Source organism: Plantibacter sp. Leaf1, assembly GCF_001421315.1.
In the GTDB taxonomy this organism is placed as follows: Bacteria; Actinomycetota; Actinomycetes; order Actinomycetales; family Microbacteriaceae; genus Plantibacter.
Genome location: NZ_LMJX01000002.1, coordinates 55469 through 81618, shown reverse-complemented (window position 1 = coordinate 81618; position 26150 = coordinate 55469). Strand labels below are relative to the sequence as shown.

Here is a 26150-nt window from a genome sequence, read left to right as displayed (position 1 = left end):
TGGCTCGCCGCGGGCGATCGCGACGGTTGTATACGTTTGCATACACATCGGAGAACCTCGTCCATGTGGCGACTATTCCCGACGACTCCAGGGTGCCAGAACGCGACGTTCCCTGGGAGGACCCTCCCAGCCGTCCCTGACAAGCTGGAAGACCTGCACCCCGAGCCTTGGAGCCCCTGTGTCGCCGCGCCGCCTCTTCCGTCTGATCGCGATCGCCGAGGCGATCACCTGGACCCTCCTCATCGTCGGGATGATCCTCAAGTACGGCACCAAGACGACCGAGCTCGGCGTCAGCATCGGCGGGGCACTCCACGGCTTCGTGTTCCTCGTCTACGGCGCGACCGTGCTCCTCATCGGGATCAACCAACGCTGGGGCGTCGGAACGATCCTCACCGGTCTTGTGAGCGCCGTCGTGCCCTACGCCACCATCCCCTTCGACATCTGGGCGGATCGCACGGGTCGACTCGACGGCGCCTGGCGACGTGAGGCCGGCTCGGACCCACGGGACCAGCGGGTCCTCGACCGCGCGACCCGCTGGCTCGTCCGCCACCCCGTCCTGCTCCTGGTCGTCGGCGGCCTCGCGGTCGTCGCCGTGTTCACCGCGCTCCTCGTCGTCGGGCCTCCGGTCCCGAAGGCCTGACCACCGACGGACCGGTACCGCACGACCTGAACCCCGACGACGGGGTCAGCCGAGCAACCGGACCAACTCGCGGGTGATCGCCGCGCGCGCCGAATCGCTCGAGATGGTCGCCTCACCGTCGCCGGGCTGCACGCCGTAGTCGCCGAAGCTGGCGTGGTTCGCACCGTCGATCTCGACCATCGTCGCGTCGGCCGGAAGGCGGACGCGTGCGTCGGCGACCTTCTCAGGCGTACTCAGACCGTCGTCGCTGCCCGAGAGACTCAGCACCGCGAGCGAAGCCTCCGAGAGGTCGTTCGCGCAGTAGCTGCCGAACAGCACCAGGCCGGCCACCGCCGGGTCCTCGGCGAGCTGGCAGGCCCGCACGCCACCGAGGGAATGGCCGCCGACGAACCAGGTGTCGACGTCGGGAGCCGCCGCGGTGAACGTCTCGAGGGAGCGCCCATCGAAGAAGGCCAGGTTCAGCGTCGGCTTCGTGATCACGACCGTCGCCCCCGCCTCCTCGACCACACCGGACAGCTTGCGGAGGTAGGCGTACGGGTCGACCTTCGCTCCGGGGATGAAGACGAGCCCCGTCCCCGAGGCCTCAACCGCGGCATCGCCCGTCGGTGCGAGCACGATGGCGTCACCCACGTCGGTGACGGAGACGGCCGGGTCCTCCCACACCTCGAGCGCGGCGGACCGGGTCCCCGGCATCACGATCTGCGTCCACACCACGAATCCGAGCACCAGGACGACGAGCGCAGCGAGCACGCCGAGCAGCGTGGTCTTCAGTCGCCCGGTCCGCCGTGGTCGCCCGATCTGGCCGCTGGTGTCGCTCATGTGGTTCCTCCGCGCACCTCGTCCCGCGAGGGTCACGGTGGACGGTGCCCTCCAGTATCCCAAACGTCGATCGAGCGACGCAGCTCGTCTCCACAGGGCCGTTCCACAACCGCCGCACCTCCCGATCCGGCTGTCAGGCGGTCGGCCTATGCTCGTCGGGTGACCACCACTCGCACGAAGCACCCGGCCGGGCCGTCGATGACGATCGGCCTCATCACCCACCCGACGAAGAACATCGACGACTCCGTCCGCATCCTCCGCGCCTGGCAACTCGAGCACGGCGCGCGCCTCGTCGGCCTGCGCGCGGAGGCGAACCGCCTCGGCGACGACGTCGAGCTGCTCGACGAGGACGCCTTCGCCTCGTCGGTGGACGTCGCCGTGGCGATGGGTGGCGACGGCACGATGCTCGGAGCGATGCGCCTGCTGGCCGGCAGGTCGGCACCGGTGCTCGGTGTCAACTACGGCAACGTCGGCTTCCTCGTGGAGGTCGAGCCGACCGCGCTGGCGGCGGCGTTGCAGCGGGTCAGCGACCACGAGTTCTCGCTCGAGCCCCACCACGGTCTCGAGGTCACGATCACCACCGGCGACGACGTCACCCACCTCCTGGCGTTCAACGACATCTCCATCGCGCGCCGGCCCGGGACCGGGGTCGTCATGGCCGACCTCGCGGTGGACGGGACCGCGTACGGGTACTTCAAGGCCGACGCGATCGTCGTCGCCACCCCGACCGGTTCGACCGCCTACAACTACGCCGCGGGCGGTCCGGTCCTCTCCCCCGCCGTGGCGGCCACCGTCGTCACGCCGGTGGCACCGATGTCCGGCATCGACCGCTCGTTCATCCTCGGCCCGGCCGAGCGCCTGCAGTTCTCGATCGGCACGGCGACGAAGCAGGCCGCGGTGGAGATCGACGGCCAGGTGCTGGCGGACGTCGCCGGCGGTGCGGTCGTCTCCGTCCGGCTGGTCCGCGATGCGGCGAACGTCGTCCGACTCGATCCGAGCCGGCATTCCCGCAAGGGCAGGATGAAGCTCAGCCTGCTTGATCTGCCCCTCAGACGCGATCAACTGCTCGACCTCGTCCCGCCCGACATCCGAGCGAGGGTCGAACGACCGTCCCGGGTCCGGAGGTCGAGGAACAAGCCGGCCGATCCGTCGCACTGACGATTCGTCGGCGCCGGCGTCACGAGGCCGGAAGGACGACCCCGATCGGTTCGCGCTTCTCCGCCTGGAAGCGGTCCTCGGTCCGGCCGTAGGCCCAGTACCCGGAGAGCGAGAGCTGCGATCGGTCGAGCCCGCGCTGGGTGAGGAACACCTCGCGGAGGGCCTTCATCGACTCGCGCTCTCCGTGCGCGAACACCTGGACGCGGCCGGCGGGCCAGGGGTGACCGGCGATGGCGGTGGCCAGGAGGGCCGCCGCAGACTCGTCGCGAGCGGCGCGCCCGACCCAGATGAGCTGTACACCCGCCGGGCGGTCGAGCTCGATGAGGTCGTCGCGGCCACCGATCTCGATGAACGCGAGCCCCGTCGCTTCAGGCGGCAGGACCTCGAGTGCTGCGGCGATCGCCGGGACCGCGGACTCGTCTCCGGCGAACAGGTGCCAGTCGGCGGTCGGATCGGGGCGATAGGCACCGCCCGGGCCGGCGAGGACGACGCGGTCCCCCGGTTGGGCGGCCGCCGCCCACGGTCCGGCCAGTCCCTCGTCGCCGTGCACGACGAAGTCGATGTCGATGGTGCGCTCTCCGGTGTCCACACGCCGCACGGTGTAGGTGCGGGTGACGGGGAGGTCGTCCGGCGCGAGGGTCGCTCGCAACGCGGTGAGGTCGTACGGCGGCTCCAGGCCGAGCTCGGGCTTCGCGAAGTACAGCTTGACGTAGCTGTCGGTGGCGTCCTTGGGCTGGAAATCGGCGAATCCGGGTCCGCCGAGAGTGAGGCGCACCAGGTGCGGTGTGATCCAGGCCGTGCGGACCACCTCGAGGATCGTCTGCGGGCGGGGGGCTCGAGGTCGCGGTGTCGTCGTCATGATTGTCTCCATTCTGCCGTCGATCGCTGGGTCTCGGCAGGGCGGATCCCGCTGTCATACTGGATCAATGGCTACGACCGCAGGCTGGTACCCGAACCCCGACGACCCGACGAAGGAACTCCGTTTCGACGGTGAGGCCTGGGGCGAGTCACGGGTGTTGCGGTTCCAGCGGGACAAGCCGGCGCAGACGGAAGCCGCCGGCTGGTACCCCCACCCGACGGACGACGAACGCCAGGTCCACTTCGACGGCCGCGCCTGGGACGACTCGCGGGTCCTCCAGCTGACCGGCGCCGCCTCCGGTGACGGCGAGCAGGCTCCGGTGTACGTCTCGGCGGCTGAACTACCGGCTCCCGAGCGCGAGAACCGCGCCTGGACGATCGCGAAGACGGTGTTGTCGTTCGGTCCGATCATCGCCATCGCTATCGTCGGTGTCCTGGCGATCGTCTCAGGCGGCGGCAACTGACCCGAGGCCATCGACTGCGACGTTCTCCGCGCCGACGGAGCACCCGCGCCGTCGTCCGACCCGTGATGCAGCAGAGCGCCCCTCCGAACCGGAGGGGCGCTCTGCTGGAACCGAACTACTTGGCTGCGACGGCCTCTGGCGTCGCGATCGAGGAGGCGAGCACCTCGTCGAGGCCGGCGGAGGCTTCCTCGTCGGTCATCGCCTGTGCGAGGGCCAGCTCGGAGACGAGCACCTGGCGGGCCTTCTGCAGCATGCGCTTCTCACCGGCAGACACACCGCTGTCCTGGTCGCGGCGCCACAGGTCGCGGACGACCTCGCCGACGCGGTGGACGTTGCCGCTCGCCATCTTCTCCTGGTTGGCCTTGTAGCGGCGCGACCAGTTGCCGGGCTCCTCGACGAACGGCTCGCGCAGGACGCCGTAGACGGCCTGGACGCCGTCGTGGTCGATGACGTCACGGACACCGACGAGGTCGGCGTTCGCGATCGGCAGCTTGATGGTGAGCTCGGACGTGTGCACGCGGAGCGTCATGACGTCCTGCTCGACACCCTTGATCGTCACCTTCGACAACTCGGTGATGGTGACCGCTCCGTGGTGCGGGTAGACCAGGGTCTCTCCAACGATGAACTGCATGGTTCCTCTTCTCTTCTCAGGTCGTCACCGGCGCTCTCGCACCGGCGTCGTCGTGCTCCGGCGCGTTCAGCTGCCGGATGATTCGGGGGTCTGCGTCGGCGGCGATGCACCGGTGGGTCGTTCCTCGAGCAGCCACGCGGGCAGGAGGGCGACCAGGGAGTCGACGAGTTCGTCGTCGGAGACGTCGATGCGGCCGTGTCGCCAACCGTCGACGAGCGACAGCGTGCCGCCGGCGACGTACGCTGAGACCAGTTCGACCGGGATGCCGGCGGGGACCCGGGTGCGCTGCAGCAAGGCGGCGACCAGGTGGTCGGCGTGTTCACCGACGAGCGCGTCGAAGACCGCACGGGCGACGGGGAGCTCGAGCACGCTCGAGTAGAGCGGTGCGTCCTCGAGGAGCTGGCCGACCAGCCGACGGTAGGCGTCCTCGGCGCGCTCGCGGCTGCTCGCCCGCTCGCCGACCGGTCGCGTGGTGGCGGGAGCGGTGAGCCCCGCGAACTGCAGGCGAAGGTAGGCCGCGGTGAGGTCGTCGAGGCTCGAGAAGTGCGCGTAGAACGAGCTGCGACTGATGCCGGCGACGCGGACGATGTCGCCGACGGACACGCGTTCCGGACGACCGGCGAGGATGGTCGCAACGGCGTCGAAGATCGTCTGGCGCGTCCGCTCGGCGCGAGGATCGCCCGTCACCCTGAGGACCGGAGCGAGACGCTCGACGGACAGGCTCGTGGGACGGCCGGAGGTGGACTGCTCGACACCGAGGGCGGATACTCCTGATGTGCGAGGCATTCAGGCCAGTGTACCACGACTTCTCGGACAGCTGTCCGAGACAGCCAGTGACGGCGCGGGCACACCCCTCCCGGGCACTGAGCGTGTCGAAGTGCCCACGAGGAACGCTTCGACAGGCTCAGGGACCGAACGTCGAAGGCGATGCGCGAAGCCCAGGGACCGGCGTCTCTCGGGCACACCCGCTCATCGCACCCACGTCACCCCTGCGCCGGGGCGGCGATGTTCACCAGCCAGGTGATGCCGAAGCGGTCCTGCACCATGCCGAAGGAGTCACCCCAGGGGGCCACACTCAGCGGCTGCTGGACCGTGCCGCCGTCCGCGAGCCGCTCGAAGTACTCGCGGAGTCGGGCCTCGTCGGTGTCCGGCCCGCTCAGTGACATCGAGAAGTTGTTACCCTCGCGGTAGTCCATGTGCTTCGGCGTGTCCGATCCCATGAAGACGATCCCGGCGTCGCCGGTCAGCTGGGAGTGCATCACCAGATCGACCTCGTCCGGCTCGACCGCGGCACCGAAGTCGCCGAACGTCGACACCGTCAGTTCGCCGCCGAAGACGCCCTGATAGAACTCCATCGCTTCGCGGGCTGTCCCGCGGAAGCCGAGATACGGGTTGAGCGTCGTCATGATCGTCCCTTTCTCCTGGGCGGGTGCACCGTCGCACTCGTCTCGCGATCATTCTCAACCTCCGGCGTCGGATGCGCGAGCACGTTCTGGTGGCTCCGCCACGAGGGGCCGGGACGCTCACGGCTACTAGGCTCGTCTGGTGCCCTCGCAACCCCAGCCCCTCCGCATCGCGATGATCTCGCTCCACACCAGCCCCGGTGACGAGCCGGGTTCCGGTGACGCCGGCGGGATGAACGTCGTGGTGCGTCATCAGGCCGTCGCAATGGGCGCCGCGGGGCACGAGGTCGACGTCATCACCCGGCGGTCCTCCGCCGGCCAGCCGTCCTCCTCCGCCCTCGCCCCCGGCGTGACGCTGCGATTCCTCGACGCCGGACCCGCTGAGCCGGTCGCGAAGGGTCGACACGAGGAGTTCGTCGAGGACTTCCGTTCGGAGCTCGCCCGGCTGCCGCGGTACGACGTCCTGCACGCCCACCACTGGTTCTCGGGCATGGCCGCACTCCCTCTCGCGCGTGAACTGGCGGTTCCGCACGTGCAGAGCTTCCACAGCATCGCCGCCGAGTCCACCACGCCGCTCTCCCACGGCGAACGCGCCGAGTCCCCCGGGCGTCTGGCAGGCGAGGCGTGGCTCGCCGCGGAGTCGGACGCCGTCGTCGCGATCAGCGCGGCCGAGGCCGACACCGCGATCACCCGACTCGGAGCCCGCCCCGATCGGGTGTCGATCGTGCCGCCCGGTGTCGACGGCACGCTCTTCCACCCGCTCGGCGGTGCCCGTTCCGGTCGTCCGACGGCGGTTGTCGCTGGTCGCCTGCACCCGCTGAAGGGCTTCGACCTCGCCATCGAGACCATCGCCGCGGTTCCGCGCGAACTGCGCCCGGAACTCGTCATCGCCGGCGACGTCTCAGTCGACTACGACCGCTATGCGGAGGAACTCGCCGCCCTCGCCCGTGACCTCGGTGTCGCCGACGACGTCCGCTTCGTCGGGCCGCAGTCGCGGGTCGGGCTCGCCACGCTGTTCCGCGAGAGCACGCTCGTGCTCGTCCCCTCCCACTCGGAGACGTACGGTCTCGTCGCGCTGGAAGCCGCGGCGAGCGGCGTGCCGACCGTCGCCGCCGCGTCGGGTGGCCTGCGGGAGGCCGTCGTCGACGGGGAGACCGGCATCGTCCTCGAGTCCCGCGATCCAGCGGTGTGGGGAGCGGCCGTCGCCGGGCTCCTGACCGACCAGACGCGACTCGCTCGCCTCGGCACCACGGCTCGCGAGCGCGCCGAGCACTTCGACTGGCAACGTTCCGGCGACACTCTGGTCGACGTCTACCGGCCCCTCGCCGCCGCCGCCCGGTCCCGACGAGGCGCGTCCGCGGCGACGTCCGCGTCGTGACCGACGGTCTCAGGCCGGCGCTCGAACGCGCGCGGACGGTCCTGGTCGCGCACGCCCACCCCGACGACGAGACGCTCGCGACGGGGGCGCTCATCGCCGACCTCGTCGCCCGCGGGATCACGGTCGTCCTCGTGACCGCGACGCGGGGCGAGCGCGGCGAGGTCGTCGACGGCCCCCTGCGCACGCTCGCCGGAACCGCTGCACTCGCCGCGCACCGCGAGGCGGAACTCGCCGCCGCCTGCGCCGCCCTCGGGATCACCGCGCAGTACTGGCTCGGGACGCCGCCCGCCGCTCGACCGGGGACGACGACGCGGTACGTCGACTCCGGCATGCGCTGGGTGCGGGAGGGGCTGGCCGGGCCGGCCGATGACGTCCGACCGGAGGCGTTCTCGCTCGCGCCACTCGACGAGGTCGCCGGAGACCTGGCCGCGCTCATCGCACACGTCTCCCCCGACCTCCTCATCAGCTACGACCACGGCGGAGGCTACGGACACCCGGACCACCTGCGGATGCACGAGGCGGCTCTCGCGGTGGCAGCGCGGACCAGGACACCCTTCGCCGAGATCGTGCACCACCAGGAATCCCTCGACCCCGATCACGATGACGCCGTCTGGTTCGACCTCCAGCACCGGCTGCCCGAGGTCACCCGCGCGCTGCACGAACACGCCAGTCAGCTGACGGTCGACGGCACGCAGCTCGTGCACTCGGGTGGCCAGCGCGAGGACATCACCACCTCGGTCGGTCTCCGCCTCGGTACGCCCTAACCCGCTGCGGCGGGTTCGCGGTGCTCCCGAGGCATGCGGGCGGCGAGCACCGGGACGAGCAGCATGAGCACGACCGCCGAGCCGAACGCGGCGGGGAACGAGAAGGCGTCGAGCAGTGCCCCGGCGACCAGCGGGCCGACGATGGCGCCGAGATCCGACGTCGCCTGGAAGACCGCCACAGCGCGTCCACCCCGTCCGCCAGCGGCATCGCCGACAGCCGCCGCCGGCGCCGTCCCGAGGAATGCGGCCGCGACGCCGTAGACACAGAGCGCGACGACGAGCATCCAGAGCTCGCCGACGAAGGGCATCGCGAGGAGGGCCAGCGCAGCGACCGGGAAGGCCACCAGCATCGCCGGGCGTCGACCGACGGTGTCGACGAAGCGGCCGGCCGGCCCGAGCGCCAGGGTCTGCGCCACGGCTGCGATCGCGAACGCGACACCGGTCCAGGCTGCTTCCTCGTGCAGCGCCTCGACGACGAGCACGGGGACGAGCGCGCCGCGGACCCCCATCGACGCCCAGCCGTTGGCGAAGTTGGCCAGGAGGGCCGCCTGGTACCGACGGTCGCGGAGCACGGTGCGGAACGGTTCGGCGGGTGCTGCGTGCTCGGTGGGCGCGGCGATCCGACTGCCCCGCAGCATGACGAGGCCGAGGACACCCGCGATCGCGAGCGTCCCGGCGTAGAAGAAGAAGGGCGCCGTGAGCGAGATGGTCGCGAGCAGCCCACCGACGGCCGGGCCGGCCATGCCGCCGACGAGGAACCCGCCCTGGTAGAAGCCGACCGCCCGGCCTCGGCGGTGTGGCGCGGTCGTCCGCAGGAGCAGGGTCATGGCGGCCACGGAGAACATGGCCGATCCGATCCCGCCCGCGCCACGGAGCAGCAGCAGCTGCGGGTAATCCGCCGCCAGGCCGACCAACGCACTCGAGACGGCGACGATCCCGATCCCGGAGGCGAGTACCACCCGCTCGCCGATCCGGTCGACGAGCGCTCCGACGAACGGGTTCGCCACGAGGCGCATGAGCGCGAAGACGGAGACGACCGCTCCGACCTCGAGATAGCCGACCCCGAAGCTGCGGACGTAGACCGGCAACACCGGGATCACGACCCCGAAGCCGAGCATCACGAAGAACGCGACGCCACCGAGGACGAGGACCTCGCGACCGAGCGGCTCACGAGCAACGGCTCCCGCTCCGCCTGGGCGACGGAACGGGAGCCGGATCATGTTCTCAGGCTAACGGTGCGATCAGCCGATCGTCGCCGTGTCGATGACGAAGCGGTAGCGGACGTCGCTGCGGACGACGCGGTCGTACGCGCCCTCGACCTCGTCGGCGCCGATGAGCTCGATCTCCGAACCGATGCCGTGCTCGGCGCAGAAGTCGAGCATCTCCTGCGTCTCGCGGATGCCGCCGATGTTCGAGCCTGCGAGCGAGCGGCGGCCTCCCACGAGCGAGAACACACGGAACTGCTGGGTGTTCTCCGGCAGGCCGACGAAGACCATCGAGCCGTTGAGCTTCAGCGTCGACAGGTACGCGTCGATGTCGAGGTCGGCCGAGACCGTGTTGATTATGAGGTCGAACCGGCCACGGAGCGACTGCAGCGTGCCTTCCTCGCCGGTGGCGTAGTAGTGGTCCGCTCCGAAGCGCTTGCCGTCGGCCTCCTTGGAGGTCGTCTGGCTGAGGACGGTGACCTCGGCGCCGAGTGCGTGAGCGATCTTCACGCCCATGTGGCCGAGGCCACCCATGCCGACGATCGCGACCTGCTTGCCGGGACCGGCACCCCAGTGCTTCAGCGGGGAGTAGGTGGTGATCCCGGCGCACAGCAGCGGAGCCGCCACGTCGAGCTCGATGCCCTCGGGGATGCTCAACACGTAGTTCTCGTCGGCCACGATCTGCTTGCTGTACCCGCCGTAGGTGGGCTCGCCGTCGTACTCGCGTCCGTTGTAGGTGGCGACGTTGCCCTTGAGGCAGAACTGCTCCTCGCCGGCGACGCAGTTCTCGCACTCGCGGCAGGAGTCGACGAAACAGCCGATGCCGACGCGGTCGCCGACCCGGTGCTTCGTGACGCCCTCGCCGACCTCGGTGACGACACCGGCGATCTCGTGACCGGGCACCATCGGGAAGATGGCCTTGCCCCACTCTTCGCGGGCCTGGTGGATGTCGCTGTGGCAGATGCCGGCGTAGAGGACGTCGATGACGACGTCGTTGGCCCGCGGAGCGCGGCGCTCGATCGAACCGACCTCGAAGGGGGCGTCGGCAGTGGGCTTGATGATGGCGGCGACGGTGGTCATAGGACTCCTCGAGCTGTGGGGGTTGGGGGTGCCGTGGGGCGGGGTGATCGCGCCGGACAGCACCTTCGACGCTAGCAGCCCACTCCGCCCGGGCCTCCCCCAAGAGCTCACGTCCGAGGTGTGCTACGGCCGACCCGCCAGGTGTGAATCCCTGCAGAGTTGCTTGGCAGTTCCCGCAGAGGATCGCCGAGCTGGTGGCGCCCCGGGCCGAAGCCGAGCAAGGTGGGGAACTCGTATTCGCGAACGGAACGGAGAACACACATGCTCACCCTGACCGAGAACGCCGGCCGAGTCGTCAAGACCCTCGCCGAGAACGCACCACTCACCCCGGGACTGGTGGTCCCGGACGACGCGTCGTCGCTCACGCACGGCGCCGGACTGCGCATCAGCAGCTCCGACGACAACAACTTCGAAGTCACGATGACGGCGACGCCGCATGAAGCGGACCAGGTCATCGAGAGCGCAGGAGCCACCGTGTTCCTCGAGGAGTCCGCAGCGGTCGCTCTCAGCGACGCCGTCCTCGACGCGCAAATCGACGAGCAGGGCGGCGTGCGCTTCGCCCTCGGCAAGGCCGAATAGCCCCGAGCACCCACGGAACGCCCGGTGATCCACGATCACCGGGCGCTCGTGCGTCCACGGGTCACTCCTCGGGGTGCTTCGCCCGACTCGGCTGCACCCGCGGCGGCTCCCCCGGCATCTTCGGGAAGTCGGGAGGGAACGGGAGCTCGCCCAGGCCCTGCTCGAGGTCCCGCTCCCACCACTGCAGGAGGACGTCGATCCGTCCAGGGTGATCGTGCATCCCCGCCCACGGGTCGCCGACCGACCGCAGCCGCTCGGGCACCGTCCTGACCGTGAACGCGCCAGGGTCGATCTCCGGCAGCTCGTCCCAGGTGACCGGGCACGAGACCGTCGCCGCCGCCAGGGCGCGCGGACTGTAGGCGCCCGCCATGGTCCGGTCGCGGTTCGCCTGGTTGTAGTCGACGAAGATGCGCTCGCCGCGTTCATCCTTCCACCAGGAGGTCGTCACCCGGGACGGATCCCGCCGCTCCAGTTCGCGTGCCGCGGCGATCACGGCGTGACGGACGTCCAGGAACTCGTGCTCCGGCTCGATGGGGGCGAACACGTGGACGCCTCGGTTCCCGGAGGTCTTCACGAAGCCGGTCAACCCGACCTCCGTCAGCAGCTCCCGCAGCGAGGCGGCCACGCGGACGGCGTCGGCGAAGTCCGTGCCCGGCTGCGGGTCGAGGTCGATCCGCAGCTCGTCGGGCCGATCGGGGTCGGCCGCCCGCGACGGCCATGGATGGAAGACGACGGTGTTCATCTGCGCCGCCCAGACGACCGCTGCCGCCTCATCGAGGACGAGCTGCGGGTGCTGCCGCCCGCTCGGGTACACGACGTCCACCGCACGCACATACGCGGGAGCGCCCTTCGGCGGGTTCTTCGAGAAGAACCACTCGCCGTCGACACCGCCCGGGAAACGTTGCAGCGACACGGGCCGGTCGCCGTTGGCGGTGAGGAACGCCGGTGCCACCTCGATGAGGTACTCGGCGAGCTCCTGCTTGGTGATGCCGGGCTCCTCCCAGAGCACCCGCTCAGGACTCGACAGCCGCACCTCCCGGTCGCCGTGCGGTCCGGGGACGGTGAGGACGATCGCGGTGCTGGCCATGCCGGACACGGTACGCGTCCGTCCGGAGGTCGTCACGAGGGTGGTGCTCATGGCCGGAGCGGAGTAGAACGGACACGTCCGCCGGACAGGCAGGCAGCCCTACTCTGGCGAAGGAGCCACCATGCGCGAGGTCCATGCGTCGCTGTTCCAGTCCGTCGACGGTGTCGTCGAATCGCCCGACCAGTGGCAGTTCGACCATTTCGACGCCGACATGGGGGCGATGATGACCGAGGCGATCTCACCGATCGACGACGTCCTCCTCGGCCGTGTGAGTTACGAGCAGTGGAGCGCGTTCTGGCCGACCGTCGACGGTGACGACCCGTTCGGCTCGTTCATCAACCCGGTTCGAAAGCACGTCGCCTCGCGCACGCTGACGGGCCTTCTGGCCTGGGAGAACGCATCTGTCATCCCGAGCGCGCTCGAGTCGTTCGTCGCGGACCTCAAGGAGCAGGACGGTGGGCGCATCGCCGTGCAGGCGAGCATCTCCGTCGTCCGGCAGCTCCTCTTCGCCGGTCTCCTCGACCGCCTCACCCTCATGGTCCACCCGGTCGTCGCCGGCGGCGGGCGCCACCTCTTCGAGCCGAGCGACCCCGTGACGCGGCTGGAGCTCGTCCGCTCCGTGCAGACGAGCTCCGGCAACGTGCTCTCGACCTACGCACCCCGCAGCTAGCGGCGCGCGCGGTCGCGATCAGCCCAGGTGGACGGCCTGCTGGTCACCAGAGGGCAGGAGGTCCTCCTTGCGACCGCGGATGCAGACGACCGCGATGACGCTCGCGACCACGAGTCCGACCGCAGCGGCGATGAACGCGGCCGAGTAACCCTGGGTGAACGCCACCAGCTGCGACGTCTGATCGGTGACGGTCGCCTGGTCGGTGACGCTGGCGTAGACGGTGGTGAAGACCGACAGCCCGATCGAGCCGCCGATCTGCATGGAGGCGTTCGCCGTGGCGGAGGCGGCGCCGGCATCGTGCGGGGCGACACCGGTCAGCGCCAGGTTCTGCATCGGCACGAAGACCATGGCCATGCCGACCCCGAGCACGATGAGCGCCGGGAGGACCTGCACGAAGTAGTTCCCGTCTGCGGTGATGCGGCTGAGGTACACGAGGGACGCCGCAGCGATCAGCGGACCCCCGATGAGCAGTGGGCGCGGACCGATCGCCGGCAGGAGCTTGGTGGCGATGGGGGCGACGATCATGATCGCTGCGGTCATCGGCAGGGTCGCGATCCCCGCCTCGAGCGGCGGGAAGCCGAGCACGATCTGCAGGTGGAAGGTCAGGTAGAGGAGCGCACCGATCATGACGCTGCCGACGATCATCTGCATGAGGAAGGCACCACCGCGCACGCGGTCGGCGACGATGCGCAACGGCAGCAGCGGCTGGGCCACGCGCATCTCGATGACGACGAACAGGGCCAGGAGTCCGGCGCCGAGCGCGAGGAAGCCGATGGTGTCGATGCTGCCCCAGCCGCCCTCGGCGAGCGTGAAGCCGTAGACCAGGGAACCGAGTCCCAGGATGACCGTGACGGCGCCGAGCCAGTCGTAGCGGTTGTCGCCCTCGGCCTTGCTCTCGGTCACGAGGATGAGCCCGGCGATCAGGCCGACGATGACGAACGGCACGTTGACGAGGAGGCACCAGCGCCAGTCGACGAACTCGGTGAGCACCCCACCGAGGATGAGGCCGACGGCCGCGCCGGCTCCGGCGACCGTGCCGAAGACGGCGAACGCCGTGTTGCGGTCGCGGCCGTGGGTGAAGGTCACCGTGAGCAGGGCGAGCGCCGCCGGCGCCATGAGGGCCGCGAAGACGCCCTGCAGGCCGCGGGCGACGATGAGTTCGGTCCCGCTCTGCGCGAATCCGCCGAACGCCGACGCTGCGCCGAAGCCCACCATGCCGACGAGGTAGGTGCGCTTCCGACCCCAGTAGTCGGCGATCCGGCCACCGAGGAGGAGCAGCGCGCCGAAGGCCAGCGCGTAGGCCGTCACGACCCACTGACGCTGGGTGTCGGACAGGTCGAGCTCGCGCTGGGCGGCCGGCAGGGCGATGTTGACGATCGTGCCGTCGAGCACGACGATGAGCTGCGTCATCGCGAGGACGACGAGCACCCACCAACGGCGACCGGTCGAGCCGGACGGTGGTGCGGTGGCGTGGGATTTGGTGGCTGCGGACGCAGACATAGGGGACCTCCGAGCGAGGGGTGCGGGTGCTGGGGGTTTCCAGCCCCAGATCGATGCTCGGCACACGGCGCGAATGCAGCACGGTGCGGACGATCAACCACCCCAACCACGAAGTCGGGCAGGCTTCCAGGATAGCGGATACATGACGCAACACGCCCGGCAGACCGCGGGATCAGTCGGCGGTGTATCGCTCCAGGACCGCCTCAGGCCGTTCCACCGCGGCGAAGTGACCCGTCCCGGCCAACGTGTGCACCCGGAGGTCGGGGACGAGCGCCGCGAGGACGGCCGCGTCGTCGGAACCGACGAAGACGTCTCGGCCGCCCATGGTGCAGCGGACGGGACAGCGCACACCGCGCCACCCGTGGAGGTCGTAGGCGGCTGCAGCACGCGTCGCCGCCAGGAAGGTCGCGGGTCGGACGTCCGCGGCGAGTGCGTCGACGACGGACCGGTCGAGGTCGCGGCGTCGTCCGAAGAGCGGTGACATGAGCGGCGCCAGGAGTCCGGCCCGGTTCAGGAGGCGGAGGAGTGCCGGGCCCCGAGAGCCCAGCACCTCCAACACGCGCATGCCGGCGAGCATGCCCGCGAACCACGGCAGGCGGACGCCGCCCGTCACGGGGTGACGGATCGCCTCGACGACGCCGACGCCGGTCGGCGAGACGAGGTCGACACGGATCGTGGCGTCGGGCTCGAGGACGGCGAGATCGAGTGCCACGAAGCCGCCGAGCGAGTGCCCGACGACCCGCCAGGAACGGTAGCCGAGCGCTCTGGCCACGGTCGCGACCGCGACCGAGAGCGCTCGGACGCTCACCGTCCCCCGAGCAGCCGTCGGTGACTCGCCCCACCCGGGGAGGTCCACGGCGATGACGTCGTCGACGACCGCGCCTCGCTCGTCGTCGGCGCGGAGGAACGGCGACCAGGTCGTCCAGGAGCCTGCCGCACCGTGCAGGAGGATCGTGGCCGGTCCCCCTGCCTCACGACCCGCTCGCACGGTGACGGGTCCGATGTCCGTGTCCACCGTGACGCGTCCGAGTCCCAAGGCGGTCTCATCGGCGGTGATGGCGGAAGCACGGTCGGGCACGGCAGGACGGGAGTGGTTCGAGGACATGCGGATCATTCGGAAACGAGGCACCATCCGGATCGGACGTCTGTCGGCGGCCGGCCCGCCTGCCGGGTGCGCAACCCCCCGTCGGCACGAGTCCGCGGCGGCTAGCGTGGTCTGATGCCTTCGAACGCACGCGCCACCGCAGACCACGCCGCAGGAACCGCCAAGAACAGCACGACCCTCCGAACGCTCGCCCGCACCGGCCACGCCGTCAACGGGCTCCTCCACGTCCTCATCGGCGGGATCGCCATCTCGATCGCACTGTCGGGCGGCGGATCGGGCGGCGGGGACGCCGACCAGTCCGGTGCGCTCAAGACGCTCGCCGGCACGCCGGGTGGGATCGTGATCATCTGGGTCGTCGCCGCCGGCCTGCTGGCACTCGGGCTGTGGACCGTCATCGCGGCGTTCCTCGTCAGCGAGTCCGACACCCGGAAACGGTGGAGCAAGCGCATCTCGACCGCCGGACGCGCGATCGCCTACCTCGCGGTCGGATCCACGGCACTGACCTTCGCCCTCGGCGGCAGCAGCGACTCGTCGCAGTCCAGCACGGGCCTGACGGCGACGCTCCTGTCCTCCCCCGGCGGGGTGTTCGTCGTCATCGCCGTCGGCCTCGTCGTCATCGGCATCGGCGGCTTCTTCGTCTTCAAGGGCGTGACGCAGAAGTTCCTGGAGGACGTGCACCCGCCGACCGGCACGACCAAGCGGGCCGTCGTGGTCCTCGGGATCGTCGGATGGGTCGCCAAGGGGGTCGCGCTCGTCACGGTCGGGATCCTCTTCATCGTCGCCGCGGCAACGCAGGACGCGGAGAAGGCCTCCGGGATGGACGGCGCCATCTCCGCGCTCGCGGCACTCCCGTTCGGCGTCGTGATCCTGCTCGTGGTCGGTCTCGGCCTCATCGCCTACGGACTGTTCTGCGGCGCCCGCGCCCGCTGGGGCAGCCTCTGACCCGCTGAGGCGAACGCCTCGGGCGGCGACGCGGCGGCGTCAGCTCCAGACGATGTCCTGCAAACGCTTGCGTTGCGACTACCGTTAGGAGTATGACGTCTTCTGATTCCACGACGCAGCCCGAGGCGGAACCCGCCGGCGCTACGCAGACCTTCTCCGACCTCGGCCTCGACGACGCGGTGCTCAAGGTGCTGAAGGATGTCGGGTACGAGACCCCGTCCGCCATCCAGGCGGCCACCATCCCGCTGCTGCTCGAGGGACGCGACGTCGTCGGCCTCGCCCAGACGGGAACCGGGAAGACCGCCGCATTCGCCCTCCCGATCCTCTCCCGGCTCGACCTCGCGCAGAAGACGCCGCAGGCCCTCGTCCTCGCGCCGACGCGCGAGCTCGCCCTGCAGGTCTGCGAGGCGTTCGAGAAGTATGCGACGCACCTGCGCGGCGTCCACGTGCTCCCCGTCTACGGTGGCCAGGGCTACGGCGTGCAGCTCTCCGCGCTCCGCCGCGGCGTCCACATCGTCGTCGGCACCCCGGGTCGCATCATGGACCACCTGGAGAAGGGCACCCTCGACCTCACCGAGCTCAAGTACCTCGTGCTCGACGAGGCCGACGAGATGCTGAAGATGGGCTTCGCCGAGGACGTCGAGACGATCCTGGCCGACACCCCGAAGGAGAAGCAGGTCGCCCTGTTCTCCGCGACGATGCCGTCGTCGATCCGTCGCATCTCGGCCAAGTACCTGAACAACCCGGAAGAGATCACGGTCAAGACGAAGACCACGACCTCGGCCAGCATCACACAGCGCTACCTCACGGTCTCGTACCCGCAGAAGGTCGACGCCCTGACCCGCATCCTCGAGACCGAGAACTTCAGCGCGATGATCATCTTCACGCGGACGAAGAACGAGACCGAGACCCTCGCCGAGAAGCTCCGCGCCCGCGGGTACTCGGCCGCGGCGATCAACGGCGACGTGGCGCAGGTGCAGCGTGAGCGCACCGTCAACCAGCTGAAGGCCGGCAAGCTCGACATCCTCGTCGCCACCGACGTGGCCGCGCGAGGCCTCGACGTAGAACGCATCAGCCACGTCGTGAACTACGACATCCCGGTGGACACCGAGTCGTACGTGCACCGCATCGGACGCACCGGCCGCGCCGGCCGCACGGGTGACGCGATCAGCTTCGTCACCCCGCGCGAGCGCCACCTGCTCAAGGCGATCGAGCGGGCGACCCGCCAGCCGCTCACCCAGATGCAGCTGCCGAGCGTCGACGACGTCAACGCCACGCGCCTCACCCGCTTCGACGACGCCATCACCGAGGCGCTCGGCCAGACCGACCGCATCGAGCGCTTCCGCGAGATCATCGGCCACTACGTCTCGCACCACGACGTCCCCGAAGCAGACGTCGCCGCGGCCCTCGCGGTCGTGTCGCAGGGCGAGACGCCGCTGCTGCTCTCCGCCGAGGACGAGCGTCGTCGTCGCGAGGAGTTCGACAACACCAACCGTGGCACCGACCGCGCCGGTCGCGACCGCCGCGACTCCGGCGACCGCGGCGCGCGGTTCGACCGCGGCGACCGTGGCGATCAGGGCGACCGTCCCGAGCGTCGCAGCCGTCCGTCCAGCGGACCGATGGCGCCCTACCGCATCGCGGTCGGTCGTCGCCAGAAGGTGGACCCGCGCCAGATCGTGGGGGCGCTCGCGAACGAGGGCGGGCTGAAGCGCGAGGACTTCGGCGCGATCCAGATCAAGCCGGACTTCTCGATCGTCGAACTGCCGGCGAGCCTCGGCAACGACGTCTTCGACCGGCTCGAGAACACCCGGATCAGCGGCAAGCTCATCGAGCTCCGTCCCGACCGCGGTGGTCCCGCACGCCGGCGTGACGACGAGTCGGGCACCGGCGGCGGGTCGTACGACCGCAAGCCGCGCTCCTAGCGCTCCGCGCACACGACGAGGGCCGGACGGAATCCTGGGATTCCGTCCGGCCCTCGTCGTTCCGCACCAGGCGGCGTCGACCTCAGTCGCGCGGGTCGAGGACGCTCGTGACCACGGCGTAGTCGGCGTCGAGGGCGACCTCGAGCTCGTCACCGTTGTCGAGGAGCACGTCGACCTCGAAGGCGACGCCGGGGTCGTCGCTGCGGTCGACGTCGGTCACCGTGCCACCCTTGGCCTCGGCGAGGGCCGCCTTCGAGGCCGCGTCCGACTCGTCCTGGGTGAGCGGCACGTCGTCGGCGTCCCTGACGTCGCGGTCGTCGGTGGTTCCGGCGGCGGCGTCGTCGGTGACGGGGCCCCCGTCGCGATCGACGTTCGACGCCGATGCGACGCGGTCGTCGTCGGCGTCTCCGAACTCGTCCACCGCGTAGGCTGCACCGGCTCCGCCGAGGGCGAGGGCACCGACGACGATCGCGGTGATCCAGACGGGCTTGCGGCGCCAGAAGCTCGGCTTGGACGCGGGGGCTGCGGGGATGTTCGTGTGCTCGGTCGCCTCGACGCGCTCGACGGGCTCGATGCGCTCGGTGGCTGCGGTGGGCTGCGTGGGGTCGGTGGGCTGAGAGGCTGTGTTCTCGTTCATGTGCCCCAGACTGTCCGAGGAGCGCTGAAGCGCGCCTGAAGCGAGCTGAAGCCGCGTTCAGGAAGCGGGCGAGGCCGGCAGCGTCACGATGAACGCGGCTCCCCCGAGCCCGCTGTCCACGAGCTCGACCGAGCCGCCGTGCACCCGCACGACGTCGGCCACGATCGCGAGTCCCAGGCCTGATCCACCGGCGTCGCGGGATCGGCTCTCGTCGAGGCGCACGAAGCGTTCGAAGACGCGCGCACGCAGCTCGACCGGCACACCCGGACCGTCGTCCTCCACGGTGATCCTCACGGACCGGCCGTCGGACGAGCATCCGAGACGGACCACCGAGCGCGCGTGCCGCGCAGCATTGTCGACGAGGTTCCGCACGACCCGCGCGAGCAGCGCCTCGTCGCCGTCGACCCTCGCCGCGGCGACCGACGACGACTCGACCCGCAGCCCACCGACGGACCGGAGACGGCCCGCCTCGGCCAGGAGCAGGTCGTCGACGTCGAGTGCATGTCGTCCGGTACCCGTCGCCCCCTCGTCGAGTTTCGCGAGGAGCAGGAGCGACTCGACGAGGGTCTGCATCCTGGCGCCTTCGTCGAGCACCGTCGCGGACAGCTCGGCGGTGTCGACCCGGTCCGGGTGGAGCGACGCGACCTCCGCGTACTGCCTGATGACCGCGAGCGGCGACCGCAGCTCGTGCGAGGCGTCGGACACGAAGCGGCGCTGCGCCGTCTGGGCGTCCTCCAGACGACCGAGCAACGCGTTCATCGTCCCGGCCAGGCGTCCGATCTCGTCGCCCGTCGCGGGCACGTCGATCCGTCGATGCAGCTCCCCCGCTCCCAGCTCCGAGACCTCGCGGCGGATGCGCTCCACCGGTGCCAGGGCACGCCCGACGAGGAGCCAGGTGAGTGCGCCGATCAGCACCACGAGCACGGGGACGGCGACCAGCAGCAGCACGCCCACGAGTCCGACGGCGTCGTCGGTCTCCTCGAGGGAACGACCCGCGAGGACCACCAGGTCTCGTCCGTCGACCTCGAGGTCCTCGCTCGCGAACAGCACCGACTCGTCGTCGACGACGGCGACGAAGGAGTCGCCGTCCGGGACCGGGGTAGGCAGCTCGATCTCGTCGTCCGTCCGGTCGACGACGCGCCCGTCCTCGAGCAGCACCAGCAGCCGGCCGTCGTCCGCGGGCAGCGTCGTGGCGTCGGCGTCGGTCAGTTGCGCGGAGACGCTCTCAGCCTCGGCCGCCGCACTCTGCTCGACGCCGGATCGCAACGTCGCCGAGAACAGGCCGACGAAGACGATGGAACCGACGCCGAGGAACAGGGCGACGGCGAGCACCGAGCCCAGGGCCGCCCGAGCGCGGACGGACCGCCACGGTGCCCGGCCGGCGGTGTCCGGATCATGCCGCCCGGCGTCAGCCACGGCCGCCCACGAGTCGGTATCCGAAGCCGCGCACGGTCTCGAGCGACGCCCGCTCGAACGGCCGGTCCACCTTGTTCCGCAGGTGACCGACGTAGACCTCGACGATGTTGGGATCGCCCTCGAAGTCGTCGTCCCAGACGTTCTGCAACACCTCGCGCTTCGACACGACCTCGCCGCCGCGCCGCATGAGGAACTCGAGGACGGCGAACTCGCGGGAGGTGAGATCGATCGGGACGTCACCGCGGTGGACCTGCTTGGATGCGGGATCGAGCCGGAGCTCACCGACCTCGAGGACCGCCGGGCGCTCGCGGGACCCCCGCCGGACGAGCGACCGGATCCGGGCCACGAGCACGGCGAACGAGAACGGCTTGCTCAGGAAGTCGTCGGCGCCGGTGTCGAGGGCCTCGACCTGGTCCCAGTCGCCGTCCTTCGCGGTGAGCATGAGGATCGGCGTCCAGTCCCCCGCGTCGCGGAGCTGCTGGCAGACGCGGTACCCGCTCATGCCGGGCATCATGATGTCGAGGATGATCGCGTCGTACCGGTGTTCGCCGGCCATCCAGAGTCCGTCGACCCCGTTCGCGGCGACGTCGACGGCGAAGCCCTCGGCCTCGAGGCCCCTCCTGACGCCCTCGGCGAGTCGTACCTCATCGTCGACGACGAGTATCCGCATGGGGTGTGACCTCTCGGCTCCGTGCCGTCGACGCTCGAGCGGCGCCTCCCAGTGTGGCGCGGGCAAGCTGAAGCAGCGCTGAAGCGACGCGGTCCGGCGCGGACGCCCGTACGCTGGAGCGGTGTCCGCCCCCACCGCCCTCGACCCGTGGGAGCAGTCCGTCGACGTCCGGGCGGACACCGGACCGGTACGCCGTCGACTCCCGCTCTACGAGGCGGGAGCGATCCCCGTACCGTTCGTCATCCGTGGGAACACCGAGCGGATCGCACGCGACACCCATTGGGACGAACACTCGCACCCCACGCACGAGCTCCTGTGGAACGACCACGGCGCGTCCACCGCCACCGTCGGCGACCGTGTCTGGACCGTGACACCGCATCACGCGCTCTGGATCCCGGCCGGCGTGCGCCATACCGGCTGGACGCCCGCCGGCACCTGGCAGCGGGCCGCGATGTTCAGTGTGTATCAGGTGCCCGCCATCTCCGAGCTGCCGACGGCGGTCGAACTCACCCCGTTGCTGCGGCTCCTGCTCGACCGCCTGAGCGCGGTCGGGCTCGACGATCGCGCCAGAGCCACCACCGAGGCGACCATCCTGGACGTCCTCGAACCCGCCGAGCACGAGCTGCTCCTGCGCCTCCCCCGGTCAGCGCTCCTCGCGCCGATCGTCGAGCGCCTCCGCGCGAGTCCGTCCGACGGGACCTCCCTCGCGGAATGGGCGACAGTCCTCGGCGTGAGCACGCGGACGGTGACCCGGACGTTCGAGTCGGAGACGGGACTCGGGTTCGCGCGCTGGGTCGCCGCTGCCCGGGTGCAGCACGCCATCACGCGTCTCATCGCCGGTGACGGCATCGACGAGGTGGCGGCGGCTGTCGGGTACCGCTCGACCACGGCGTTCGGCACGGCGTTCCGCCGGGTCACCGGGACGAGTCCAGGACGCTTCCGCGCGGGCTGAAGCGGCTCACGCGCCCGGTCCCGACGTGTCCGTTTCGCGAAGGAAGGCGTCGTATCCGCTCGATTGCGCTGCCACCGGCCGCCAGCTAACTTTGGTTAGGCAACCCTTCATCACCGCCGCTCCACGCGCGGTGCCGGTCTCCACCGGCCACCCTCTTCGAACCACAGACGACGTCCTCCGACGCCGTCGTTCGTCGTGCCAGCGCACCGGCGTCAGTCAGCAGCACCCGAAAGGACCCCATGCAGCGCGCACCACGTCTCGTCGCCCTCTCCGCGGCGGCGTTCCTCACCGTCGGCCTCGCGGCCTGCTCCTCGTCGTCAGCAGAAGAGGGGGCCGGCGGCGAGGCCGGCTTCACGCCGATCACGATCGAGCACGCCCTCGGCACGACGACGATCGACGCCAAGCCCGAGCGCGTGGCCACCGTCAACTGGGCGAACCACGAGGTGCCCCTCGCCCTCGGCGTCGTCCCCGTCGGGATGGCCGCCGCCAACTTCGGTGACGACGACGGCGACGGCCTGCTCCCCTGGGTCGAGGAGAAGCTCGAATCCCTCGACGCCGAGACCCCCGTCCTCTTCGACGAGACCGACGGCATCGACTTCGAGGCGGTCGCCGACACCAACCCGGACGTCATCCTCGCCGCGTACTCCGGCCTCACGCAGGAGGACTACGACACGCTCAGCGAGATCGCGCCCGTCGTCGCGTACCCGGAGACCGCCTGGGGCACGTCCTGGCGCGACACCATCCTCTTCAACAGTGAGGCGATGGGCATGGCCGACGAAGGCGAAGCGCTCGTCACCGAGTTGGAGGGCGAGATCACCGAGGCCGCGAAGGCGTACCCGCAGCTCGAGGGCAAGACCGCGATGTTCCTCACCCACGTCGACACGAGCGACCTCAGCGAGGTCAGCTACTACACGACGCACGACACGCGCACCGCGTTCTTCGAGGACCTCGGCCTCGCGTTCCCGGAGAGCGTCGCGACGGCCTCCGCCGAGACCGAGCTGTTCTCCCTTACCCAGAGCGCGGAGCAGGCGGACGCCTTCAGTGACGTCGACATCATCGTGACCTATGGTGGCGACGAGCTCATCGCGGCGCTCGAGGCCGACCCGCTGCTCTCGCAGATGCCCGCCGTCGCGAACGGCGCGATCGTCGCGCTCCCCGGCACCAGCCCCCTCGGCACCGCCGCGAACCCGACGCCGCTCTCGATCTCCTGGATCCTCGGCGACTACCTCGAGCTGCTCGCGCAGGCGGCAGACAAGGCGGCGTGATCACCGGCACCGCCACCCCACCCGCCTCGGGTGTCGCCGTCGTGCGACGCCCGAGGCGGGTTCGCGGGCTCTGGCTCCTCGTCGCAGCCCTCGTCCTCGTCGCGGCCATGCTCTGCTCCGTCACCATCGGATCGCGGGACGTCGAGTGGTCGGCCGTCCTCGGCGCCTTCGCGGGCGGTGTCGACGGCTTCGACCAGGCCGCGGTGGCCAAGCGCATCCCCCGGACCCTCCTCGCCGTCCTCGCCGGCGCGGCCCTCGGCGTCTCGGGGGCCGTCATGCAGGGCGTCACCCGGAACCCGCTGGCCGACCCCGGCATCCTCGGCATCAACCTCGGCGCCTCGCTCGCGGTCGTCACCGGCCTCGCCTACTTCGGACTCGCCGCGGCGAGCACCACCATCTGGGTGGCCATCATCGGCGCCGCCGCCTCCGCCGTCTTCGTCTACACCGTCGGTTCGCTGGGCCGCGGCGGGGCCACCCCGCTGAAACTCGCCCTGGCCGGCGCCGCGACGTCCGCCGCGCTCGCCTCGTTCATCACCGCGGTCGTCCTTCCCCGCGGCGACATCGCGAGCAGCGTGCGGTCCTGGCAGATCGGCGGCGTCGGTGGTGGCACCTTCGTGCAGATCGAACAGGTGCTGCCGTTCCTCGTCGTCGGCCTCGTCATCTGCCTCCTGTCCGCGCGCGGCCTGAACTCGCTCGCCCTCGGTGACGACCTCGCGGCCGGTCTCGGTGAGCGCGTCGCGGTCGCTCGTGGAGCCGCGGCATTCGGGTCCGTCGTGCTGTGCGGCGCGGCCACCGCCGTCACCGGCCCCATCGGTTTCGTCGGGCTCGTCGTGCCGCACGCCTGTCGGCTCGTCGTCGGCGTCGACCACCGGTGGTTGCTCCCGTTCTCAGCCGTCGTCGGCGCCGTCCTCCTCACCGTCGCCGACGTGCTCGGCCGGATCGTCGCCCGCCCCTCCGAGATCGACGTCGGCATCATCACGGCGCTCATCGGGGCGCCGATCTTCATCGCGATCGTGCGCCGGCAGAAGGTGAGCGCCCTGTGAGCGTCGACGCACGGAGCACACACCCGACGATCGCCGGGCAGGAACCGTCCACACTCGATCTCGTCACCGCGGGACGCGGCGCGCGGATGCGGCGCCGAGGTCTCGTCATGGGCGTGCTCGGAGCGCTCATCGTCGCCGTGTTCCTCGTCTCCCTCATGGTCGGGAACACGCTCTACACACCGGTGGACGTCGTCCGCGTCATCCTCGGCGAAGACGTCGCCGGCGCGGGCTTCACCGTCGGTCGGCTCCGCCTCCCCCGAGCCGTCCTCGCGGTCATCGCCGGCGCCTCCTTCGGTCTCGCGGGGGTCACCTTCCAGACGATGCTCCGGAACCCGCTCGCGAGTCCCGACATCATCGGGATCAGCGCCGGATCGAGCGCCGCGGCGGCGTTCGCCATCGTCACCCTCTCGCTCGGCGCGACCGCGGTCTCCGTCTTCGCGATCGTCGTGGGCCTGGCCGTCGCCGTCCTCGTCTACCTGCTGTCGTACCGCAGCGGGGTGGCGGGCACGCGCCTCATCCTCATCGGGATCGGCATCGCGGCCATGCTCGACAGCGTCACCGCCTACATCCTGTCCCGTGCCGCCCAGTGGGACCTCCAGGAGGCGACCCGCTGGCTGACCGGGAGCCTCAACGGCACCAACTGGGCCCAGGTCTGGCCGGTCGTCGCGGCCCTGTTCGTGCTCGGACCGGTCCTCCTCGGCCAGTCGAGGAACCTCGCCGCGACCCAGCTGGGCGACGACACCGCCGCCGCCCTGGGGGTCCGGGTGGACCGCACGCGGTTGATCGTCATCGTGGCCGCCGTCGGCCTGATCGCGTTCGCGACCGCCGCCTCCGGTCCGATCGCGTTCGTCGCGTTCCTGTCCGGCCCCATCGCGTCCCGCATCGTCGGTCGCGGCGGCTCGATGCTCGTCCCCGCCGCCCTGGTCGGCGCGCTCCTCGTGCTGGTCGCCGACCTGGCCGGACAGTACCTGCTCGGTACCCGCTACCCGGTCGGCGTCGTGACCGGCGTCCTCGGCTCCCCGTTCCTCATCTGGCTCATCATCCGCACGAACCGCTCCGGAGGCTCGCTGTGACGCGGCCCCGCGGCGCTCCGACCCCCGTCTCGACTCCGCGCCCGGGAGGCACCCCGTGACCACCGATCATCAGCTCCTCGTCGAGCGACTCACCCTCGGATACGGCGATCGCACCGTCATCGAGCACCTGGACCTCGTCGTCCCACCGGGCAAGGTGACGGCGATCGTCGGCGCCAACGCCTGTGGGAAGTCCACCCTGCTCCGGTCGATGTCGCGTCTGCTCGCCCCGCGCGGTGGACGGGTCGTCCTCGACGGCAAGGAGGTCCACCGGACGCCGGCCAAGCAGCTCGCACGCACGCTCGGCCTCCTCCCGCAGTCGCCGATCGCGCCGGAGGGCATCACCGTCGCCGACCTCGTCGGTCGTGGCAGGCATCCCCACCAGGGCATCCTCTCGCGGTGGAGCACGGAGGACGACGTCGCCGTCGCCGCGGCGCTCGACGCCACCGAGACGAGCGAGCTCGCCGACCGGCATGTGGACGAACTGTCCGGCGGGCAACGCCAGCGGGTGTGGATCGCGATGGCACTCGCCCAGCAGACGGACCTGCTCCTCCTCGACGAACCGACCACCTTCCTCGACGTCAGCCATCAAGTCGAGGTGCTCGACCTCCTCACCGACCTCAACCGCTCCCGCGGCACCACGATCGTGATGGTGCTCCACGACCTCAACCTCGCCGCACGGTACGCCGACCACCTCATCGCCCTCGCCGGCGGGCGACTCCACGCGGCCGGCACCCCACGTGAGGTGCTGACGGAAGCGACCGTCCGCGCCGTGTTCGGTCTCCAGAACCAGGTGATCACCGACCCCACCTCCGGGAAACCGCTCATGCTGCCCATCGGCCGACACCACGTCACCGTCGGGCCCGGTGCCGACGCCGACCGCGTCTAGGCT

At 70.7% G+C, this 26150-nt stretch carries 27 protein-coding genes; 14 read left to right on the top strand and 13 right to left on the bottom strand.

The genetic code is table 11. The annotated features are described in order from the left end of the window. Positions 1-178: 178 nt before the first annotated feature. Positions 179-640 carry a DUF3817 domain-containing protein gene (locus tag ASE44_RS02660; protein WP_056777269.1) on the top strand — a complete coding sequence of 154 codons (462 nt, stop codon included), beginning with the start codon at positions 179-181 and terminating at the stop codon, positions 638-640. Positions 641-685: 45 nt separating this feature from the next. On the opposite strand, the gene ASE44_RS02655 is transcribed toward ASE44_RS02660, so the two are convergent. After that, positions 686-1459: an alpha/beta hydrolase gene (locus ASE44_RS02655; protein ID WP_056777266.1), complete on the bottom strand. Its 774-nt coding sequence runs from the start codon at positions 1457-1459 to the stop codon at positions 686-688. 159 nt (positions 1460-1618) lie between these two features. Between ASE44_RS02655 and ASE44_RS02650 the strand changes: the two genes are divergently transcribed. Beyond that, entirely contained in the window at positions 1619-2617 is a 999-nt protein-coding gene (locus tag ASE44_RS02650) for an NAD(+)/NADH kinase (RefSeq protein ID WP_235522528.1), read from the top strand. A gap of 19 nt (positions 2618-2636) precedes the next feature. Here the strand turns inward: ASE44_RS02650 and ASE44_RS02645 are convergent, their stop codons facing one another. Continuing rightward, on the bottom strand, positions 2637-3476 hold the full coding sequence (locus ASE44_RS02645; RefSeq protein ID WP_056777262.1) for a siderophore-interacting protein: 840 nt from the start codon (positions 3474-3476) through the stop codon (positions 2637-2639). 67 nt (positions 3477-3543) lie between these two features. Between ASE44_RS02645 and ASE44_RS02640 the strand changes: the two genes are divergently transcribed. Then, positions 3544-3939: a hypothetical protein gene (locus tag ASE44_RS02640; RefSeq protein WP_056777259.1), complete on the top strand. Its 396-nt coding sequence runs from the start codon at positions 3544-3546 to the stop codon at positions 3937-3939. 115 nt (positions 3940-4054) lie between these two features. Here the strand turns inward: ASE44_RS02640 and ASE44_RS02635 are convergent, their stop codons facing one another. From ASE44_RS02635 to ASE44_RS02625, 3 genes are all read right to left on the bottom strand, one after another. Continuing rightward, on the bottom strand, positions 4055-4570 hold the full coding sequence (locus tag ASE44_RS02635; RefSeq protein ID WP_056005325.1) for a CarD family transcriptional regulator: 516 nt from the start codon (positions 4568-4570) through the stop codon (positions 4055-4057). Between the two features lie 66 nt (positions 4571-4636). Next, positions 4637-5356, bottom strand: coding sequence for a TetR/AcrR family transcriptional regulator (locus tag ASE44_RS02630; protein ID WP_082455718.1), 720 nt, complete (start codon positions 5354-5356; stop codon positions 4637-4639). 197 nt (positions 5357-5553) lie between these two features. Further along, positions 5554-5979 (bottom strand): VOC family protein, encoded by a 426-nt coding sequence (locus tag ASE44_RS02625; protein WP_056777253.1) that lies wholly within the window; start codon positions 5977-5979, stop codon positions 5554-5556. Positions 5980-6115: 136 nt separating this feature from the next. Here ASE44_RS02625 and ASE44_RS02620 point away from each other — a divergent pair, with 136 nt between their 5' ends. After that, positions 6116-7351, top strand: coding sequence for a glycosyltransferase (locus tag ASE44_RS02620; protein WP_082455716.1), 1236 nt, complete (start codon positions 6116-6118; stop codon positions 7349-7351). Then, positions 7348-8115, top strand: a complete 768-nt coding sequence (locus ASE44_RS02615) for a PIG-L family deacetylase (protein WP_082455714.1) — start codon at positions 7348-7350, stop codon at positions 8113-8115. The genes ASE44_RS02620 and ASE44_RS02615 overlap by 4 nt, the downstream gene beginning before the upstream one ends. On the opposite strand, the gene ASE44_RS02610 is transcribed toward ASE44_RS02615, so the two are convergent. Both ASE44_RS02610 and ASE44_RS02605 read right to left on the bottom strand, forming a co-directional pair. Then, on the bottom strand, positions 8112-9335 hold the full coding sequence (locus ASE44_RS02610) for an MFS transporter (RefSeq protein ID WP_056005316.1): 1224 nt from the start codon (positions 9333-9335) through the stop codon (positions 8112-8114). The genes ASE44_RS02615 and ASE44_RS02610 overlap by 4 nt on opposite strands. A gap of 21 nt (positions 9336-9356) precedes the next feature. After that, positions 9357-10400: an NAD(P)-dependent alcohol dehydrogenase gene (locus ASE44_RS02605; protein WP_056005313.1), complete on the bottom strand. Its 1044-nt coding sequence runs from the start codon at positions 10398-10400 to the stop codon at positions 9357-9359. A 261-nt stretch (positions 10401-10661) separates the two neighbouring features. Here ASE44_RS02605 and ASE44_RS02600 point away from each other — a divergent pair, with 261 nt between their 5' ends. After that, entirely contained in the window at positions 10662-10979 is a 318-nt protein-coding gene (locus ASE44_RS02600; protein ID WP_056005310.1) for a hypothetical protein, read from the top strand. A 61-nt stretch (positions 10980-11040) separates the two neighbouring features. On the opposite strand, the gene ligD is transcribed toward ASE44_RS02600, so the two are convergent. After that, positions 11041-12066: a non-homologous end-joining DNA ligase gene (gene ligD / locus ASE44_RS02595; RefSeq protein ID WP_056780781.1), complete on the bottom strand. Its 1026-nt coding sequence runs from the start codon at positions 12064-12066 to the stop codon at positions 11041-11043. A gap of 121 nt (positions 12067-12187) precedes the next feature. Between ligD and ASE44_RS02590 the strand changes: the two genes are divergently transcribed. Continuing rightward, complete coding sequence (locus ASE44_RS02590) at positions 12188-12736, top strand: dihydrofolate reductase family protein (protein ID WP_056777250.1); 549 nt, start codon at positions 12188-12190, stop codon at positions 12734-12736. Between the two features lie 18 nt (positions 12737-12754). Here ASE44_RS02590 and ASE44_RS02585 read toward each other — a convergent pair whose 3' ends face one another. Continuing rightward, complete coding sequence (locus ASE44_RS02585; protein WP_056777247.1) at positions 12755-14236, bottom strand: MFS transporter; 1482 nt, start codon at positions 14234-14236, stop codon at positions 12755-12757. Between the two features lie 172 nt (positions 14237-14408). Continuing rightward, positions 14409-15341 (bottom strand): alpha/beta fold hydrolase, encoded by a 933-nt coding sequence (locus ASE44_RS02580; protein ID WP_162235726.1) that lies wholly within the window; start codon positions 15339-15341, stop codon positions 14409-14411. A gap of 114 nt (positions 15342-15455) precedes the next feature. Between ASE44_RS02580 and ASE44_RS02575 the strand changes: the two genes are divergently transcribed. Further along, positions 15456-16283, top strand: coding sequence for a DUF1206 domain-containing protein (locus ASE44_RS02575; protein ID WP_056777240.1), 828 nt, complete (start codon positions 15456-15458; stop codon positions 16281-16283). 92 nt (positions 16284-16375) lie between these two features. After that, complete coding sequence (locus tag ASE44_RS02570) at positions 16376-18205, top strand: DEAD/DEAH box helicase (protein ID WP_056005295.1); 1830 nt, start codon at positions 16376-16378, stop codon at positions 18203-18205. Between the two features lie 82 nt (positions 18206-18287). Here ASE44_RS02570 and ASE44_RS02565 read toward each other — a convergent pair whose 3' ends face one another. Genes ASE44_RS02565 through ASE44_RS02555 form a run of 3 tightly spaced genes read right to left on the bottom strand, consistent with a single transcriptional unit; the run spans position 18288 to position 20928 of the window. Then, entirely contained in the window at positions 18288-18842 is a 555-nt protein-coding gene (locus ASE44_RS02565; protein ID WP_056005291.1) for a hypothetical protein, read from the bottom strand. Between the two features lie 57 nt (positions 18843-18899). After that, positions 18900-20258, bottom strand: a complete 1359-nt coding sequence (locus ASE44_RS02560; RefSeq protein ID WP_056777237.1) for a cell wall metabolism sensor histidine kinase WalK — start codon at positions 20256-20258, stop codon at positions 18900-18902. Continuing rightward, positions 20251-20928, bottom strand: a complete 678-nt coding sequence (locus ASE44_RS02555) for a response regulator transcription factor (RefSeq protein ID WP_056005284.1) — start codon at positions 20926-20928, stop codon at positions 20251-20253. The genes ASE44_RS02560 and ASE44_RS02555 overlap by 8 nt, the downstream gene beginning before the upstream one ends. 121 nt (positions 20929-21049) lie before the next feature. On the opposite strand from ASE44_RS02555, the gene ASE44_RS02550 reads away from it, so the two are divergent. The 5 genes from ASE44_RS02550 (at position 21050) to ASE44_RS02530 (ending at position 26147) form a co-directional block, all read left to right on the top strand. Beyond that, the gene (locus ASE44_RS02550) at positions 21050-21880 is read left to right on the top strand and encodes an AraC family transcriptional regulator (protein WP_082455710.1); all 831 of its coding nucleotides are present in this window, start codon (positions 21050-21052) and stop codon (positions 21878-21880) included. Between the two features lie 239 nt (positions 21881-22119). Further along, entirely contained in the window at positions 22120-23145 is a 1026-nt protein-coding gene (locus ASE44_RS02545; protein WP_056777236.1) for an iron-siderophore ABC transporter substrate-binding protein, read from the top strand. Next, complete coding sequence (locus ASE44_RS02540) at positions 23145-24188, top strand: iron ABC transporter permease (RefSeq protein WP_235522612.1); 1044 nt, start codon at positions 23145-23147, stop codon at positions 24186-24188. The genes ASE44_RS02545 and ASE44_RS02540 overlap by 1 nt, the downstream gene beginning before the upstream one ends. A gap of 86 nt (positions 24189-24274) precedes the next feature. Next, entirely contained in the window at positions 24275-25261 is a 987-nt protein-coding gene (locus ASE44_RS02535) for an iron chelate uptake ABC transporter family permease subunit (RefSeq protein WP_082456025.1), read from the top strand. Between the two features lie 55 nt (positions 25262-25316). Further along, positions 25317-26147, top strand: coding sequence for an ABC transporter ATP-binding protein (locus tag ASE44_RS02530; protein WP_056777232.1), 831 nt, complete (start codon positions 25317-25319; stop codon positions 26145-26147). The last annotated feature ends 3 nt before the right edge of the window (positions 26148-26150 follow it).

Excerpts from the sequence above, each read along its gene's own strand:
- ASE44_RS02655 (WP_056777266.1), bottom strand. The coding sequence starts at position 1,459 with ATGAGCGACACCAGCGGCCAGATCGGGCGACCACGGCGGACCGGGCGA.
- ASE44_RS02645 (WP_056777262.1), bottom strand. The coding sequence starts at position 3,476 with ATGACGACGACACCGCGACCTCGAGCCCCCCGCCCGCAGACGATCCTC.
- ASE44_RS02640 (WP_056777259.1), top strand. The coding sequence starts at position 3,544 with ATGGCTACGACCGCAGGCTGGTACCCGAACCCCGACGACCCGACGAAG.
- ASE44_RS02635 (WP_056005325.1), bottom strand. The coding sequence starts at position 4,570 with ATGCAGTTCATCGTTGGAGAGACCCTGGTCTACCCGCACCACGGAGCG.
- ASE44_RS02630 (WP_082455718.1), bottom strand. The coding sequence starts at position 5,356 with ATGCCTCGCACATCAGGAGTATCCGCCCTCGGTGTCGAGCAGTCCACC.
- ASE44_RS02610 (WP_056005316.1), bottom strand. The coding sequence starts at position 9,335 with ATGATCCGGCTCCCGTTCCGTCGCCCAGGCGGAGCGGGAGCCGTTGCT.
- ASE44_RS02605 (WP_056005313.1), bottom strand. The coding sequence starts at position 10,400 with ATGACCACCGTCGCCGCCATCATCAAGCCCACTGCCGACGCCCCCTTC.
- ASE44_RS02600 (WP_056005310.1), top strand. The coding sequence starts at position 10,662 with ATGCTCACCCTGACCGAGAACGCCGGCCGAGTCGTCAAGACCCTCGCC.
- ligD (WP_056780781.1), bottom strand. The coding sequence starts at position 12,066 with ATGGCCAGCACCGCGATCGTCCTCACCGTCCCCGGACCGCACGGCGAC.
- ASE44_RS02590 (WP_056777250.1), top strand. The coding sequence starts at position 12,188 with ATGCGCGAGGTCCATGCGTCGCTGTTCCAGTCCGTCGACGGTGTCGTC.
- ASE44_RS02585 (WP_056777247.1), bottom strand. The coding sequence starts at position 14,236 with ATGTCTGCGTCCGCAGCCACCAAATCCCACGCCACCGCACCACCGTCC.
- ASE44_RS02580 (WP_162235726.1), bottom strand. The coding sequence starts at position 15,341 with ATGTCCTCGAACCACTCCCGTCCTGCCGTGCCCGACCGTGCTTCCGCC.
- ASE44_RS02575 (WP_056777240.1), top strand. The coding sequence starts at position 15,456 with ATGCCTTCGAACGCACGCGCCACCGCAGACCACGCCGCAGGAACCGCC.
- ASE44_RS02570 (WP_056005295.1), top strand. The coding sequence starts at position 16,376 with ATGACGTCTTCTGATTCCACGACGCAGCCCGAGGCGGAACCCGCCGGC.
- ASE44_RS02565 (WP_056005291.1), bottom strand. The coding sequence starts at position 18,842 with ATGAACGAGAACACAGCCTCTCAGCCCACCGACCCCACGCAGCCCACC.
- ASE44_RS02555 (WP_056005284.1), bottom strand. The coding sequence starts at position 20,928 with ATGCGGATACTCGTCGTCGACGATGAGGTACGACTCGCCGAGGGCGTC.
- ASE44_RS02545 (WP_056777236.1), top strand. The coding sequence starts at position 22,120 with ATGCAGCGCGCACCACGTCTCGTCGCCCTCTCCGCGGCGGCGTTCCTC.
- ASE44_RS02535 (WP_082456025.1), top strand. The coding sequence starts at position 24,275 with ATGCGGCGCCGAGGTCTCGTCATGGGCGTGCTCGGAGCGCTCATCGTC.